Genomic DNA, 14,792 nt, shown 5'->3' with positions numbered 1-14,792 from the left:
CGTCGGTTGGCAGGGCCGCAGGCGGACAGTTCGTGACCGGTCGACGGACGGGCCGCGCGGGGCGCTGCCGTCCTAGCCGGCGCTGACGCGGTAGACGTCGTAGACGGCGTCGATGCGTCGCACCGCGTTGAGCACGCGGTCGAGGTGGATGGTGTCGCCCATCTCGAACACGAACCGGCTCAGCGCGAGACGGTCGGACGAGGTCGAAACCGTCGCGGACAGTATGTTCACGTGGTGGTCGGTCAGCACCCGGGTGACGTCGCTGAGCAGGCCCGACCGATCGAGCGCCTCGATCTGGATCTGCACGAGGAACACCGACTTCGATGACGGGGCCCACTCGACCTCGATCATCCGGTCGGGTTCGTTCATGAGCGACTTCACGTTGGTGCACGACGACTGGTGCACCGAGACACCCTGGCCGCGGGTGATGAAGCCCACGATCTGGTCGCCCGGCACCGGGGTGCAGCACTTCGCGAGCTTCACGAGGATGTCGGGCGCACCGCGGACCAGCACGCCGCTGTCGCTCGTGCGCAGCTGGCGACTGGTGACCTGGCGCGGGAACGCGAGTTCGGGTTCGTCCGTCTCGGTCTCGGTCTGGACATTGCCGAGGACCTTCTCGATCACCGACTGCGTCGAGACGTGGCCCTCGCCGATGGCGGCGTACAGGGCGGAGACGTCCTCGTACCGCATCGACGAGGCGACCTCGGCGATGCTGTCCTGGCTCATGATGCGCTGGAGCGGCAGGTTCTGCTTGCGCATCGCCCGGGCGATGGCGTCGCGACCCTGCTCGATAGCCTCTTCGCGGCGCTCCTTGGTGAACCACTGCTTGATCTTGTTGCGTGCGCGGGGGCTGCGGACGAACTGCAGCCAGTCCTGCGAGGGGCCGGAGTCCGGGTTCTTCGACGTGAAGATCTCGACGACGTCGCCACTGGACAACTGGCTTTCGAGCGGGACCAGGCGGCCGTTGACCTTCGCACCCATCGTGCGGTGGCCGATCTCGGTGTGCACGGCGTAGGCGAAGTCGACCGGGGTGGCTCCGGCGGGGAGCCCGATGACCTTGCCCTGCGGTGTGAAGACGTAGGTCTCCTTGGCGCCGATCTCGTAGCGCAGGGAGTCGAGGAACTCGCCCGGGTCGCTGGTCTCGGCCTGCCAGTCGGTGATGTGGGCGAGCCACGCCATGTCCTGGTCGTCCGTGGTCGACGAGGTGCCTGCGTCGCGGCCGGCAGCGCGCTGCTTGTACTTCCAGTGGGCGGCGACACCGAACTCGGCGCGCTGGTGCATCTCGTGCGTGCGGATCTGGATCTCGACCGCACGACCCTGCGGTCCGAGCACCGTGGTGTGCAGCGACTGGTACAGATTGAACTTGGGGGTCGCGATGTAGTCCTTGAAGCGACCAGGCAGCGGGGTCCAGCGGGCGTGCACCGAGCCGAGCATGGCGTAGCAGTCGCGCACGGTCGGCACGAGCACGCGGATGCCGACGAGGTCGTAGATCTCGTCGAACTCGCGACCCCGCACGATCATCTTCTGGTAGATCGAGTAGTACTGCTTCGGCCGGCCCATGACGTCGCCGCGGACCTTGGCGGCCTTCAGGTCCTTCTTCAGGGTCCCGATGACGTTCTGGACGAACTGCTCGCGCTTCGGCTGGCGTTCCTTGACCAGGCTGTCGATCTCGACGTAGAGCTTCGGGTGCAGGACCGCGAACGACAGGTCCTCGAGCTCGAGCTTGATCATCTGGATGCCGAGCCGGTGCGCGAGCGGCGCGTAGATCTCGAGCGTCTCCTTCGCCTTGCGCGTGGCGGAGGTCGACTCGACGAAGCCCCACGTGCGGGCGTTGTGCAGGCGGTCGGCGAGCTTGATGACGAGGACGCGGATGTCCTTCGACATGGCGATGACCATCTTGCGGACGGTCTCGGCCTGGGCGCTGTCGCCGTACTTGACCTTGTCGAGCTTCGTGACGCCGTCGACGAGCATCGCGATCTCGTCGCCGAAGTCGGCTCGCAGCTGATCGAGCTGGTAGTCGGTGTCCTCCACCGTGTCGTGCAGGAGGGCGGCCGCGATGGTGATCGTGCCGATGCCGAGGTCGGCCAGGATCTGCGCGACCGCGACCGGGTGCGTGATGTACGGCTCACCGGACTTGCGCTTCTGCCCGTCGTGCGCGCGCTCGGCGACCGAGTAGGCCCGCTCGATGAGCGTCACGTCGGCCTTGGGGTGGTGCGAGCGGACCGTGCGGATCAGTGTGTCCACGGCGCCGGCCGGCTGGGCGCGCGAGAACAGGCGCGGCAGCAGCGAGCGGAGGGAACCGAGGTTGCCGGTGGTGTTCGGACCGATCGGGCTCGAGGGCCGCGGGGCGGAACCCGGGCGGCTCGGCGCGGACGGCTCTTCGCGGGTGTCCGTCATGATGCGCCTCCCAGGACTCGGTCCGAGAGCTCGATCCGAGCTCGATCCGACAAGACTACGCGTCCCCGGTCAGTGCCCGTGACGCGGTTCGCCCTGGGCGTCGCGCTCCACCGGTGCCCCCGCCTGCTCCCAGGCGAGCATGCCGCCGGAGAGGTTGACGGCCGGGACCCCCGACTGCTCGAGCGCCGCGACGATGCGCGACGAACGGCCGCCGGAGTGGCAGACGATGATGGCCGGCTGGTCGCCGCCGTTGATCTCCTGCCAGCGGTCCACGAACTCCGACATCGGCACGAGCGTGGCCTGGGGAGCGTGGACCTCGTCCCACTCCCCCTGCTCACGGACGTCGAACAGGCGGGCTCCGGCGTCGATGCGGCGCTGGGCCTCGGCGACGTCGATCTCCTGGATCTCGATGGGCATCAGACGTTCGCCTCCGCTGCGTCGACCTCACGCCGGCGCTTCTCGGCCGCCGCGGTCTTCTTGGCGTCCGACTCCTTGATCTTCGGCTCGTTCTCGCGCAGCTGCGCGTACATCGGCGACGCGATGAAGATCGTCGAGTAGGTGCCGACGATGATGCCGATGAACAACGCGAGCGAGATGTCGCGCAGGGTACCGGCGCCGAGCACGTACGACCCGATGAAGAGGATCGCCGCGACCGGCAGCAGTGCCACGACCGAGGTGTTGATCGATCGGACGAGGGTCTGGTTGACCGCGAGGTTGACCGACTGCTTGAACGTCCGGATCGACTCCTGCGCGGTGTTCTCACGCACCTTGTCGAAGACCACCACGGTGTCGTAGAGCGAGTACCCGAGGATCGTCAGGAAGCCGATGACCGCCGCGGGCGTGACCTCGAGCCCGACGATGCCGTACACACCGGCCGTGATGAGCAGGTCGTGCAGCAGCGCCGCCATCGCGGACAGCGACATCTTCCAGGTGCGGAAGTACAGCGTCATGAAGACCGCGGCGAGGGCGAGGAAGATCACGAGACCACGGATGGCCTGCGCGAGCACGTCGGCACCCCACGTCGCGCCGATGAAGGTCGCGGCGACCTGGCTCTCCGGGACGTCGTAGGCCTTGGCCAGGGCGTCCTGCACGTCGGTCGTCTGCGCGTCGGTGAGCTGCCCGGTCTGCACGCGGATGCCGTGCGTGCCGAGCTGCGAGACGCGCGGGATCGACTCCGGGACGACGTCCTCGACGGTCTCGGTGGCGATGTTCTGGTCGAGCGTCTTGACGTCGGAGATCGTGAACTCCGAGCCGCCGGTGAACTCGATGCCGAGCTGGTACCCGCCACGGAGCCACGGGGTGACCAGGGAGATCAGGATCATCGCGAGGGCGATGAGGTACCAGGTCTTCCGGCGCCCGATGATGTCGTACGACCGCTTCCCCGTGTAGAGGTCGCTGCCGAACTGGCTGAAGCTGGCCATCAGTCGTCCTTCCCGTCCGGCGTCGAGCCGTTGTCGCCGGAGGCCTGCTGGGCCTTCCGCTCCGCGATCGTCTGTCGGCGCTGTGCCTCACCGGCACTGCGCTGGCGCTTGCCGTCCACGACGGGTGCGCGGAACTGTGCGCGCCCCCGGTAGACGGCACCGAGTGCTGCCGGGTCGAGACCGCTGAACCGGTGCCCCTCGCCGAAGAACCGGCTGCGGGCGATGAGCTGCATCATCGGGTGGGTGAAGAGCGCGACCACCACGATGTCGATGAGGGTCGTGAGGAGCAGCGTGAACGCGAATCCCTTCACGTCGGCGACCGCGAGCACGTAGAGCGTCACGGCGGCGAGGAAGTTCACCGCGTCCGACGCCAGGATCGTGCGGAGGGCACGCTTCCAGCCGGACTCGACCGCGCTCTCGAGGGCACGGCCGTCACGGAGTTCGTCACGGATGCGCTCGAAGTAGACGATGAACGAGTCCGCCGTGATGCCGATGGCGACGATGAGACCCGCCACACCCGCCAACGAGAGGCGGTAGTCGACGCGCCACGACATGATCGCGATCACCAGGTAGGTGAGCACGGCGGCGATCCCGAGCGACAGCACGGTGACGAACGCCAGGGCCCGGTACTGGATGACCGAGTAGATGATCACCAGGATCAGACCGATCAGGCCGGCGACGAGGCCACCGATGAGCTGCGCGGTGCCGAGTGTCGCCGAGATGTTCTCGTTCGACTGCACCTGGAAGTTGATCGGCAGCGCACCGTACTTGAGCTGGTCGGCGAGGGTCTTGGCAGACTCGGCGGTGAAGTTCCCGCTGATCTGCGCCTTGCCGTTGGTGATCGCCGAGTTCGTCGTCGGGGCTTCGATCACCGTGCCGTCGAGCACGATCGCGAACTGGTTCTGCGGCTGCTGGAGCGACACGAGACGGTTCGTGACGGTGCGGAAGTCCTTCGAACCCTCGCCGTTGAACGTCAGGTTGACGGCCCACTGGCCGGTCGAAGTGCCCTGCGAGTCGGTGGCGAGACCCGAGGTGGCGTTGCTGACGTCGGCTCCGAGGACCTCGACCGGACCGAGGATGAACTTCGCCGCGCCCGTCTGGTCACAGGTGACGAGGGGCTCGTCATCGGGTGCCGCGGTGATGTCGTCCGGCGCTGCACAGTTGTAGTTGGTGTACAGGTCCTGCAGCTTCGGCGTGACCCAGTTCAGGTCGCTCGCGTTCGACGGCTTCGCGCTCGGCGTCGCGGCGAGCGATGCCGGGGGCGAGTAGGGAGTCGGCGACGCGGTGCCCTTGCCGTCGCCACCGACGGCCGAGCTCGATGCGGCCTCGGTGAAGAGCACCGGGCGGAAGGTCAGCTTGGCTGCGGCCTCGATGCGGTCAATCGTGGCCTTGTCGGGACGACCCGGGATCGAGACGACGATGTTGTTCGCGCCCTGGGTGTTGATCTCGGACTCGGAGACACCGGTGGCGTCGATGCGCTGGCGGATGATGTTCACCGCCTGCTGCAGCTGCTGCGAGGTGACGGAGTCGCCCTCGGTGTTCTGCGCCGCGAGGGTCAGCTGCGTGCCGCCCTGCAGGTCCAGAGCCAGCTCCGGCACCCAGCTCGCGCCCTGGTACCACTTGTCGGTGTCGTCCTTCGAAGAGCCGGCGAGGATCGACGCGGCGGTGTTCACGCCGGCGAGGATCGCCATCAGGATCACCAACCAGGTGAGCGAGCGCAGCGCCTTCTTGACGGGTGTCGATCGTGCCACCGGTCGTCTCGTCTTTCTGTTCAGGACCGTCGGCACACCGTGCGACGGCAGAGGGAAGCCGCCGGGTCAGACGACCCGGCGGCCGAGGGCGTCAGTCGTCGGACTTGCGCTTCGTGACGTCGGTCTCGTCGACGCGGTCGGTGTCGACACGCTCGCCGTAGACCGGCTCACCGTTGAGCTCGGCCACGGGCTTCGGCTCGTCCTCGGTGGTCGTGGTGGTCTCGACGTCGGACGCGTTGTCGTCGACGACGCGCGACAGGGTCTGGCGGTGCACGGTGACGATGGTCCCCGGTGCGATCTCGACGTCAGCGGTGACCTTCTCCTCGTTCACGGAGAGGAGCGTGCCGTAGAGGCCGAAGGACAGCATGACCTTGGCGCCCGGGACCATCTTGTCCACGAGTTCGGCCTGCTGCTTCTTGCGCTTGCGGCTGTTGTAGAACATGAAGGCCGCGAACGCCACGACGATGACGATGAGGATGACTTCTTGACCCATGATGCGTTGCCTTCTCTGGTTGCTCGGTTTCGGGCCGTAGCAGTCTAGGGCACGCCGGTGTCCGTGGCATGTCACTCGACTGATCGGCGTTCAGTCGTCGGTGTCCTGGTCGTCGAAGAGCCCCGGCTGCCCGCCGTCGGCCTGTCCCGGGGTGAGGCCGAGGTGCCGCCAGGCACGTGGTGTGGCGATGCGCCCACGCGGCGTGCGCGTCACGAGACCGACCCGGACGAGGAACGGTTCGACGACCGACTCGATCGTCTCGGACTCCTCGCCGACGGAGACGGCGAGGGTGTTCAGACCGACCGGGCCCCCGTCGAACCGGGTCAGCATGATCTCGACCACGGCCCGGTCGAGCCGGTCGAGCCCGAGTTCGTCGACGTCGTACAGGTCGAGTGCACCCTGGACCGCGGCCATGCCGTCGGTGGTGCGGTGCACGAGGGCGTAGTCGCGCACCCGGCGGAGCAGGCGGTTCGCGATGCGCGGGGTGCCGCGGGAGCGTCCGGCGATCTCGCGCAGGGCAGTCCGGTCGATGTCGAGTTCGAGCAGGTGGGCCGCACGGATCAGGACCTGCTCGAGCTCGTCCTTCTCGTAGAACTCGAGGTGGGCGGTGAACCCGAAGCGGTCGCGCAGCGGGTTCGGCAACAGGCCAGCCCGGGTGGTGGCGCCGACGAGCGTGAACGGTGCGAGGTCGAGCGGGATGCTCGTGGCACCCGCACCCTTGCCCACCATCACGTCGATGCGGAAGTCCTCCATCGCCAGGTAGAGCATCTCTTCTGCCGAGCGGGCCATGCGGTGGATCTCGTCGATGAACAGCACTTCGCCCGGGACCAGGGACGACAGCACGGCGGCGAGGTCACCGGCGTGCTGGATCGCCGGGCCGCTCGACATGCGCAGCGGTCGCCCGGTCTCGTGCGCGACGATCATCGCGAGCGTGGTCTTGCCGAGGCCGGGAGGACCCGCCATCAGGATGTGGTCGGGCGTACGCTCCTGCATGCCCGCGGCCTTGAGGAGCAGGTCGAGCTGCCCGCGGACCTTGCGCTGCCCGACGAACTCGTCGAGCGAGCGCGGACGGAGCGCGCCTTCGAACGCGAGTTCCTCCGGCGACTCGGCGCCGGCGGACGTGATGCCGCTCACCGGCCGGCTGCCGCGGGTCGCAGGGCGCCGAGGGCGGCGCGGAGCAGGGCCTGGGTGCCCATCGCGGCGGCACCGGGCTCGTTGGCGACGGCGTCGTCGACCGCGGACTGTGCCGCGTCCTCGCGCCAGCCGAGGCCGATGAGCGCCGAGACGACGTCGACCGCGGCGGGGTGCACTGCGGTCCCCCGTGCTGCCGCGACCACGGCTGCCTGCTCGAAGGCCACGAGCTTGCCGGAGAGCGCGACGATGATGAGCTTGGCGGTCTTCGGCCCGATGCCGGAGACCTTGCGGAAGGCACCGTCGTCCTCGTTCGCGACGGCGTTCGCGATCTGCGCCGGGTCCATGTGGGCCAGGACGCCCATCGCGGACTTCGGGCCGACGCCGGAGACCCCGCGGAGCAGGTCGAACACCTGCAGGGCGTCGGTCGACTCGAACCCGAAGAGCAGGTGCTCGTCCTCGCGCACGATCATGGCGGTCCGCACGAACACCTCGGAACCGTGGCGCATCGTCAGCGCGTGTGCGGGGGTCACGGTGACGGCGTACCCGACTCCCCCGACCTCGATCACCACGGCCGAACCGGCGATGTCGATGCAGGTGCCCCGGAGACTCGCGATCATGCTCCGAGCCTAGGGCCGCCCACCGACGACGCCGACCTGCCACGCTGCAGGCGGGCCGCGGCGGCGGCCGCGCGGGCCAGCGGCGAGTCGACGGTGCCGCCCTGGGCGTCCCGCCAGGCACGCTGGGCCGGGGTGAGGTTCGTGGCACGTGAGCCGGCGGCGTCGGGTGATCCGAGCCTCCAGGCATGGCACACGGCCAACGCGAGCGCGTCGGCGGCGTCGGCCGGCTTCGGGGCCTCGTCCAGACCGAGCACGCGCGCGATCATGGTCTGCACCTGACGCTTGTCGGCGTTGCCGTAGCCGGTGACGGCGGCCTTGACCTCGGAGGGGGTGTGCAGGCCGACGGGCAGGCCGCGGGCGGCCGCGGCGTGCAGCGCCAGGCCGGCCGCCTGCGCGGTCCCCATCACGGTGCGGACGTTCGCCTGCGCGAACACCCGCTCGACGGCGACCGCATCCGGGTGGTGCTCGTCGATCTCGGCGGCGATGCCGTCGGCGATGCGGAGCAGCCGCTGTTCGAGCGGCATGTCCGGCGGGGTGCGCACGACCGTCACGTGGACGAGCCGTGCACGCCGGTTCGGTGCGACCTCGACGACGCCGACGCCGCACCGGGTGAGCCCGGGGTCCACCCCGAGCACACGGAGCACGGTTACTCGCCCTCGTCCTCGTCGAGCTCGGCCTGGACGTCCGCGGGGATGTCGAAGTTCGAGTAGACGTTCTGCACGTCGTCCGAGTCCTCGAGCGCGTCGATCAGGCGGAACACCTTGCGGGCGGTCTCGGCGTCGACCGGGACCTTGAGGCCGGGCACGAACTCGGCGTCGGCGGAGTCGTAGTCGATGCCGGCGTCCTGCAGGGCGGTGCGGGCGGCGACCAGGTCGCTCGCCTCGGTGATGATCTCGAAGCCGCCGCCCTGGTCGATGACGTCCTCGACACCGGCGTCCAGCACCGCGGTCATCACGGTGTCCTCGTCGAGGCCGTCGGTCTTCGTGACCGAGATGACGCCCTTGCGCGAGAAGTTGTAGGCGACGCTGCCCGGGTCGGCCATGGTGCCGCCGTTGCGCGACATCGCCGTCCGGACCTCGGCCGCGGCACGGTTCTTGTTGTCCGTGAGGCACTCGATGAGCATCGCGACGCCGTTGGGGCCGTAGCCCTCGTACATGATCGTCGTGTACTCGATGGTCTCGCCCGTGAGACCCGCACCGCGCTTGACGGCGCGGTCGATGTTGTCGTTGGGGACCGAGGTCTTCTTCGCCTTCTGCACGGCGTCGACCAGGGTCGGGTTGCCGGACATGTCGGCACCGCCCATCTTCGCGGCGACCTCGATGTTCTTGATCAGCTTGGCGAACGACTTGGCACGGCGCTGGTCGATGACCGCCTTCTTGTGCTTGGTCGTTGCCCACTTGGAATGCCCGGACACGGTTCTCCTTGCGTCTTGCGGAAAGTCCCGCTCAGTTTAGCGGCCCTGTGGGCCGAACACCGGCCTGGAGGCGCGGCGCGGCTTCCGTCCCGTCGGTGCCGCGGGTGGACGGTGACGCCTCAGGCGCTGCGCACCAGGTCGAGGAACCGGCGGTGGAAGCGGTCCTCGCCCGCGACCTCGGGGTGGAACGCACTCGCGATGACGTTGCCCTGCTGCACGGCGACGACCTGGCCGTCGGGCAGCGCACCGAGGACGTGGACGTCGTCGCCGCGCTGCTCCACGACGGGGGCCCGGATGAACACCGCGTGCACCGGGGCCTCGCCGAGGTCGGGCATCGGGATGTCGATCTCGAACGAGTCGTTCTGCGCACCGAACGCGTTGCGGCGCACGGTGGTGTCGAGCACGTCGAGGGTCTGCTGGCCGCTGATGCCGTCGGTGATCCGCGACGACAGCATGATCATGCCGGCGCAGGTGCCGTAGGTGGGCAGGCCACCCCGGATCGCGTCGGCGAGGGGCTCGGCGACGCCGAACGCGCGGGACAGCTTGTCCATCACGCTCGACTCGCCCCCGGGGATCACGACACCGTCGAGGGTCTCGATCTCCACGGGGCGACGGAGCGGCACCACGTCGGCGCCGAGCTCGGTCAGCGAGGCGATGTGCTCGCGGAAGTCACCCTGCAGCGCCAGGACCCCGATGCGGGGCCGAGCGCCGCTCGTCGGACTACCAGCCACGCTCGGCGAGGCGGTGCGGTGCGGGGACGTCGGCGACGTTGATGCCGACCATCGCCTCGCCCAGACCACGGGACACCTCGGCGATGACCTTGGGGTCGTCGTGGAAGGTCGTCGCCTTGACGATCGCGGCGGCACGCGCTGCCGGGTCGCCGGACTTGAAGATGCCGGAACCGACGAAGACACCGTCGGCGCCGAGCTGCATCATCATCGCGGCGTCGGCCGGGGTGGCGACACCACCGGCGGTGAAGAGGACGACGGGGAGCTTGCCGGTGCGGGCGACTTCCTGCACGACGTCGATCGGGGCCTGGAGCTCCTTGGCGGCGACGTAGAGCTCGTCGTCACGCAGGTTGCGGAGCGCCGCGATCTCCTTGGTGATGGTGCGGATGTGCTTGGTGGCCTCGGACACGTCGCCCGTGCCGGCCTCGCCCTTGGAACGGATCATGGCGGCGCCCTCGGTGATGCGACGGAGCGCCTCGCCCAGGTTGGTGGCACCGCAGACGAAGGGGGTGGTGAACTTCCACTTGTCGATGTGGTTGAGGTAGTCGGCCGGCGACAGCACCTCGGACTCGTCGATGTAGTCGACACCGAGCTCCTGCAGCACCTGCGCCTCGACGAAGTGGCCGATGCGGGCCTTCGCCATGACGGGGATCGACACCGCGGCGATGATCTCCTCGATCATCGAGGGGTCGGACATGCGGGCGACGCCGCCCTGCGCACGGATGTCAGCGGGGACGCGCTCGAGGGCCATGACGGCGGTCGCACCGGCTTCTTCCGCGATGCGGGCCTGCTCGGCGTCGACGACGTCCATGATCACGCCGCCCTTGAGCATCTCGGCGAGTCCGCGCTTGACGCGGTCGGAGCCGGTGATCGAGGTGCCAGGGGTGCCGGAGGTGCTGGTGCTGTCGCTCATGATGCCGACCAGTCTAGTGCGCCCGGGGCCACCCGTCGGCGACGAGTCGACGGGTCTCGCCGAGCAACTGCGACATGGACTTCGTCCGGGCGATGATCGGGAAGAAGTTCGCGTCCGACTGCCACCGCGGGACGATGTGCTGGTGCAGGTGTGCGGCCACGCCGGCACCGGCGACCTCGCCCTGGTTCATGCCGATGTTGAAGCCGTCGCAGTGCGAGACCTCGCGCAGCACCCGCATCGCGGTCTGGGTCAGCTCGCCGATCTCGCACAGTTCGTCAGGCGTCGCCTCGTCGTAGAGCGGGACGTGCCGGTACGGGCAGACGAGCAGGTGCCCGTTGTTGTACGGGAACAGGTTGAGCAGCACGTAGGCGTGCTCACCGCGGGCCACGATCAGGGCGTCCTCGTCGGTCTTCCGCGGGGCTTCGCAGAACGGGCAGTCGTCGTCGTGCCCGCGTCCCCGGCCTTCGCGGCCGGCGTCGATGTAGGCCATCCGGTGCGGGTTCCAGAGCCGCTGGAACGCGTCCGGGACGGCTGCACCGGTGGCCGCGTCGCGGATCACCAGCGGATCGGTGTCCGCGCCTTCGGAGCCCGCGGCGGCGGTGGGACCGGCCACGTCGTCGACGTGACCGGTCCCACCGGCCTGCTCCGGGCCTCCCGACTGCGCCATCAGACCTGCGTGCGCTCGCGGATCGCGGTGAGGATGCGGTCCACGGCCTCGTCGACGGGCACCGCGTTGTCCTGGCGGCCGTCGCGGAAGCGGAAGCTGACGGCCCCGGCATCGCGGTCGTCGCCACCGGCGATGAGCTGGAACGGCACCTTCGCCTTGGTGTGCGTGCGGATCTTCTTCTGCATGCGGTCGTCCGAGTGGTCGACCTCGGCGCGGACGCCGTGGGCACGGAGCTTCGCGATGACCTCGTCGAGGTAGTCGCCGTACTCGGCCGCGACCGGGATGCCGACGACCTGGACGGGCGACAGCCACGCCGGGAACGCGCCCGCGTAGTGCTCGGTGAGGACACCGAAGAAGCGCTCGATCGAGCCGAACAGCGCGCGGTGGATCATCACCGGACGCTGGCGCGAGCCGTCGGCAGCGGTGTAGTCGATGCCGAAGCGCTCGGGCAGATTGAAGTCGAGCTGCACGGTCGACATCTGCCAGGTGCGACCGATGGCGTCGCGGGCCTGCACGGAGATCTTCGGGCCGTAGAACGCGGCGCCGGCCGGGTCCGGCACGAGCTCGAGACCGGACTCCTCGGCGACCTGGCGCAGGGTCTCAGTCGCGACGTCCCAGACCTCGTCGTCACCGACGTACTTCTCCGGGTCCTTCGTGGAGAGCTCGAGGTAGAAGTCGTCGAGGCCGTAGTCGCGCAGGAGCGAGAGCACGAACGCGAGGGTCGTGGTCAGCTCCTCCTTCATCTTCTCCTGCGTGGTGAAGATGTGCGCGTCGTCCTGGGTCAGGCCGCGCACGCGGGTGAGGCCGTGGATGACGCCGGACTTCTCGTTGCGGTACACCGTGCCGAACTCGAACATCCGGAGCGGCAGGTCGCGGTAGGAGCGGGGCTGCGACCGGTACGCCAGGATGTGCATCGGGCAGTTCATCGGCTTGAGGTAGTAGTCGGCGCCCTGCCGGGTGACGTTGCCGTCCTCGTCCTTCGCCTCGTCCATGTGCATGGCCGGGAACATGCCGTCCTTGTACCAGCCGAGGTGCCCGGAGGTCTCGAACAGGTCGCCCTTGGTGATGTGGGGCGTGTAGACGAACGAGTAGCCGTTCTCCTCGTGCCGACGGCGCGAGTAGTCCTCCATCTCGCGGCGGATGATGCCGCCCTTCGGGTGGAAGATCGCCAGGCCGGAACCGATCTCGTCGGGGAACGAGAACAGGTCGAGTTCGGCGCCGAGCTTGCGGTGGTCGCGCTTGGCGGCTTCCTCGAGGCGCACCAGGTACGCCTTGAGCTGGTCCTTGTCGGGCCAGGCGGTGCCGTAGATGCGCTGCAGCTGCGGGTTCTTCTCGGAGCCGCGCCAGTACGCGGCGGCGACGCGCATGAGCTTGGCCGCGTTGCCGATCCAGCGGGTGTGCGGGACGTGCGGGCCGCGGCAGAGGTCCTGCCAGAGCACCTCGCCCGACTTCGGGTCGACGTTCTCGTACACGGTGAGCTCGCCGGCACCGACCTCGACGCTCTCGCCGGAGTCACCGTCGGACGCTGCACCCTTGAGGCCGATGAGCTCCTGCTTGTAGGGCTCCCCCGCCATCAGCTCGCGTGCCTGCTCGTCGGTGACGACCACGCGACGGAAGCGCTGGGCCTGCTTGACGATGCGGTCCATGCCCTTCTCGATCGCCTTGAGGTCTTCGGGGGTGAAGGGCTCGGCGACGTCGAAGTCGTAGTAGAAGCCATCGGTGACGGGCGGCCCGATCCCGAGCTTGGCGTCCGGGTTGATCTGCTGCACGGCCTGCGCCAGCACGTGGGCGGCCGAGTGGCGGAGGATGTCGAGCCCGTCCTGCTCCTGCAGGGTGACGGCCTCGGCGGTCTCGCCGGCCTGCACGTCCGCCGCGAGGTCCTTCAGGACACCGTCGACGCGGATCGCGACGACGCCGCGCTCACCGTCGAAGAGCTCGGTGCCGGTCGAGGTCGTCGTCGCGGTCCGGGGCTCGGGTGCCTGGGGAAGCTCGGCGGGCGCGGGTGCGACTGACTCGGTCACGATGATGGGACTCCTCGATCGAAATGGTGCGTCAAGACTAGTGCGAGACGTGCTCGCGTGCGGACGCCGGGGACGCGCCTGTGGAGAGAACGGATGCCGCCCCGACCGCGCGGTTGCCCGCGCTCAGGCCGGGACGGCGCCGAGCGTCGCGACGGGCAGGCGCGGCTCGAGACGCTCGCGCCCGTTCAGGCCGTCGAGCTCGAGCAGGGCGGCGAACCCGACGGCCTGGTACCCGGCACGTTCGAGCAGGGTGATGGTGGCGGCGCCGGTCCCCCCGGTGGCCAGGACGTCGTCGACGACGAGCACCCGCGTGCCGGCCGGCAGCTGGCCGGGGCGCAGTTCGAGCTCGGCCTCGCCGTACTCGAGCGCGTACTGCTCGCTGAGGACCTCGCCGGGGAGCTTGCCCGCCTTGCGCACCGTGAGCACGCCGACCTGGTGCTGGGCGGCGATGCCGCCGGCCAGCGCGAAGCCCCGGGCCTCGATGCCGGCGACCGCGTCGAACCCGGCTCCGACCGCGAACGGTGCCGCGAGTGCTTCGCACACGCGGCCGAACGCGACGGCGTCCGAGAACACCGGCGTCACGTCACGGAAGAGCACCCCCGGCTTCGGGAAGTCCGGCACGAGGGCGGTGAGGCGTTCGACGAGTGCAGCTGCGGTTTCGGTCACCCGCCAACGGTACGGGAGGCCCGGGGTGCGTCCGACACGTCGGCGCACGGTGCGAGGCTGGTCTCCTCGTGCGGGGCCAACCGTTCGCGGCACGGTGCGGGTTCCGTCGGACGGTTCGCCGAAGGTGGCTCGGTGCGAGGTTGTTTCCTCGCACCGAGCCGTTCAGTCCGCACGGGCTTCGGAACGACGCACGGTGCGTGCGTGCTTGACGCCGACGACAGCGCCGGCGCCGCAGCGCCGCGGGTCAGCGCCACATCCGCATGGCGGCGCCCTGGGTGATCCAGTCGGCCTCGCGCTGCTGGCGCTCCCGCTCGAGGCGGGCCAGCGTGGCGAGGTCGACCTCGGGCCGCTCCTTGCGGGTGCGTCGGCTCCAGATGATGAGCGACATCCCGACCCGGAGTGCGATGCGGTCGGCGAGTGAGACCCGGCGGCGCACCGCGCGGGTATCGGGTGGACGGGTGGTGGTCTTCGTGGTCACGGTGTTCCCCTTCAGGGCACGGCAGAGCTGCCCGGGTGTCGGGCAGGACGAATCCGCCCGGGTTGCGGGCAGTAGGAAATGAATGCGTGAGA

At 69.3% G+C, this 14,792-nt stretch carries 15 protein-coding genes; all 15 read right to left on the bottom strand.

Annotated elements, in window-relative coordinates:
* Positions 1 to 72: 72 nt before the first annotated feature.
* The 15 genes from DEJ05_RS12750 to DEJ05_RS12680 all read right to left on the bottom strand — a co-directional run bounded on the left by DEJ05_RS12750 (position 73) and on the right by DEJ05_RS12680 (position 14,700).
* Entirely contained in the window at positions 73 to 2,397 is a 2,325-nt protein-coding gene (locus DEJ05_RS12750; protein WP_228513657.1) for a bifunctional (p)ppGpp synthetase/guanosine-3',5'-bis(diphosphate) 3'-pyrophosphohydrolase, read from the bottom strand.
* A gap of 69 nt (positions 2,398 to 2,466) precedes the next feature.
* Complete coding sequence (locus DEJ05_RS12745) at positions 2,467 to 2,814, bottom strand: rhodanese-like domain-containing protein (protein WP_111103578.1); 348 nt, start codon at positions 2,812 to 2,814, stop codon at positions 2,467 to 2,469.
* Positions 2,814 to 3,818 (bottom strand): protein translocase subunit SecF, encoded by a 1,005-nt coding sequence (gene secF, locus DEJ05_RS12740; RefSeq protein ID WP_111110572.1) that lies wholly within the window; start codon positions 3,816 to 3,818, stop codon positions 2,814 to 2,816. The genes DEJ05_RS12745 and secF overlap by 1 nt, the downstream gene beginning before the upstream one ends.
* Positions 3,818 to 5,569 (bottom strand): protein translocase subunit SecD, encoded by a 1,752-nt coding sequence (gene secD, locus DEJ05_RS12735; protein ID WP_111101124.1) that lies wholly within the window; start codon positions 5,567 to 5,569, stop codon positions 3,818 to 3,820. Before secD ends, secF begins: the two co-directional genes overlap by 1 nt.
* A gap of 91 nt (positions 5,570 to 5,660) precedes the next feature.
* Positions 5,661 to 6,062: a preprotein translocase subunit YajC gene (gene yajC, locus DEJ05_RS12730; protein ID WP_111039336.1), complete on the bottom strand. Its 402-nt coding sequence runs from the start codon at positions 6,060 to 6,062 to the stop codon at positions 5,661 to 5,663.
* A 90-nt stretch (positions 6,063 to 6,152) separates the two neighbouring features.
* Positions 6,153 to 7,196 (bottom strand): Holliday junction branch migration DNA helicase RuvB, encoded by a 1,044-nt coding sequence (gene ruvB, locus DEJ05_RS12725; protein ID WP_111039335.1) that lies wholly within the window; start codon positions 7,194 to 7,196, stop codon positions 6,153 to 6,155.
* On the bottom strand, positions 7,193 to 7,813 hold the full coding sequence (gene ruvA, locus DEJ05_RS12720; RefSeq protein ID WP_071403844.1) for a Holliday junction branch migration protein RuvA: 621 nt from the start codon (positions 7,811 to 7,813) through the stop codon (positions 7,193 to 7,195). Before ruvA ends, ruvB begins: the two co-directional genes overlap by 4 nt.
* Positions 7,810 to 8,457: a crossover junction endodeoxyribonuclease RuvC gene (gene ruvC / locus DEJ05_RS12715; RefSeq protein ID WP_111110571.1), complete on the bottom strand. Its 648-nt coding sequence runs from the start codon at positions 8,455 to 8,457 to the stop codon at positions 7,810 to 7,812. The genes ruvA and ruvC overlap by 4 nt, the downstream gene beginning before the upstream one ends.
* Positions 8,458 to 8,459: 2 nt before the next feature.
* Positions 8,460 to 9,227 (bottom strand): YebC/PmpR family DNA-binding transcriptional regulator, encoded by a 768-nt coding sequence (locus DEJ05_RS12710; protein ID WP_017887357.1) that lies wholly within the window; start codon positions 9,225 to 9,227, stop codon positions 8,460 to 8,462.
* 119 nt (positions 9,228 to 9,346) lie between these two features.
* Complete coding sequence (gene pdxT, locus DEJ05_RS12705) at positions 9,347 to 9,958, bottom strand: pyridoxal 5'-phosphate synthase glutaminase subunit PdxT (protein WP_111110570.1); 612 nt, start codon at positions 9,956 to 9,958, stop codon at positions 9,347 to 9,349.
* A complete protein-coding gene (gene pdxS / locus DEJ05_RS12700) occupies positions 9,948 to 10,868 on the bottom strand; it encodes a pyridoxal 5'-phosphate synthase lyase subunit PdxS (RefSeq protein WP_071403847.1) in 921 nt (306 codons plus the stop codon). The genes pdxT and pdxS overlap by 11 nt, the downstream gene beginning before the upstream one ends.
* Positions 10,869 to 10,881: 13 nt before the next feature.
* Positions 10,882 to 11,535 carry an HIT domain-containing protein gene (locus tag DEJ05_RS12695; RefSeq protein ID WP_258371279.1) on the bottom strand — a complete coding sequence of 218 codons (654 nt, stop codon included), beginning with the start codon at positions 11,533 to 11,535 and terminating at the stop codon, positions 10,882 to 10,884.
* Positions 11,535 to 13,556, bottom strand: a complete 2,022-nt coding sequence (gene thrS, locus DEJ05_RS12690; RefSeq protein ID WP_111110569.1) for a threonine--tRNA ligase — start codon at positions 13,554 to 13,556, stop codon at positions 11,535 to 11,537. The genes DEJ05_RS12695 and thrS overlap by 1 nt, the downstream gene beginning before the upstream one ends.
* Before the next feature lie 123 nt (positions 13,557 to 13,679).
* Positions 13,680 to 14,222 (bottom strand): adenine phosphoribosyltransferase, encoded by a 543-nt coding sequence (locus tag DEJ05_RS12685; RefSeq protein WP_111110568.1) that lies wholly within the window; start codon positions 14,220 to 14,222, stop codon positions 13,680 to 13,682.
* A 244-nt stretch (positions 14,223 to 14,466) separates the two neighbouring features.
* Entirely contained in the window at positions 14,467 to 14,700 is a 234-nt protein-coding gene (locus DEJ05_RS12680; protein WP_128779916.1) for a hypothetical protein, read from the bottom strand.
* Positions 14,701 to 14,792 lie beyond the last annotated feature (92 nt).

Source organism: Curtobacterium sp. MCLR17_045 (assembly GCF_003234405.1).
Classification (GTDB): Bacteria; Actinomycetota; Actinomycetes; order Actinomycetales; family Microbacteriaceae; genus Curtobacterium; species Curtobacterium flaccumfaciens.
This window is presented reverse-complemented; position numbering and strand designations above follow the sequence as displayed.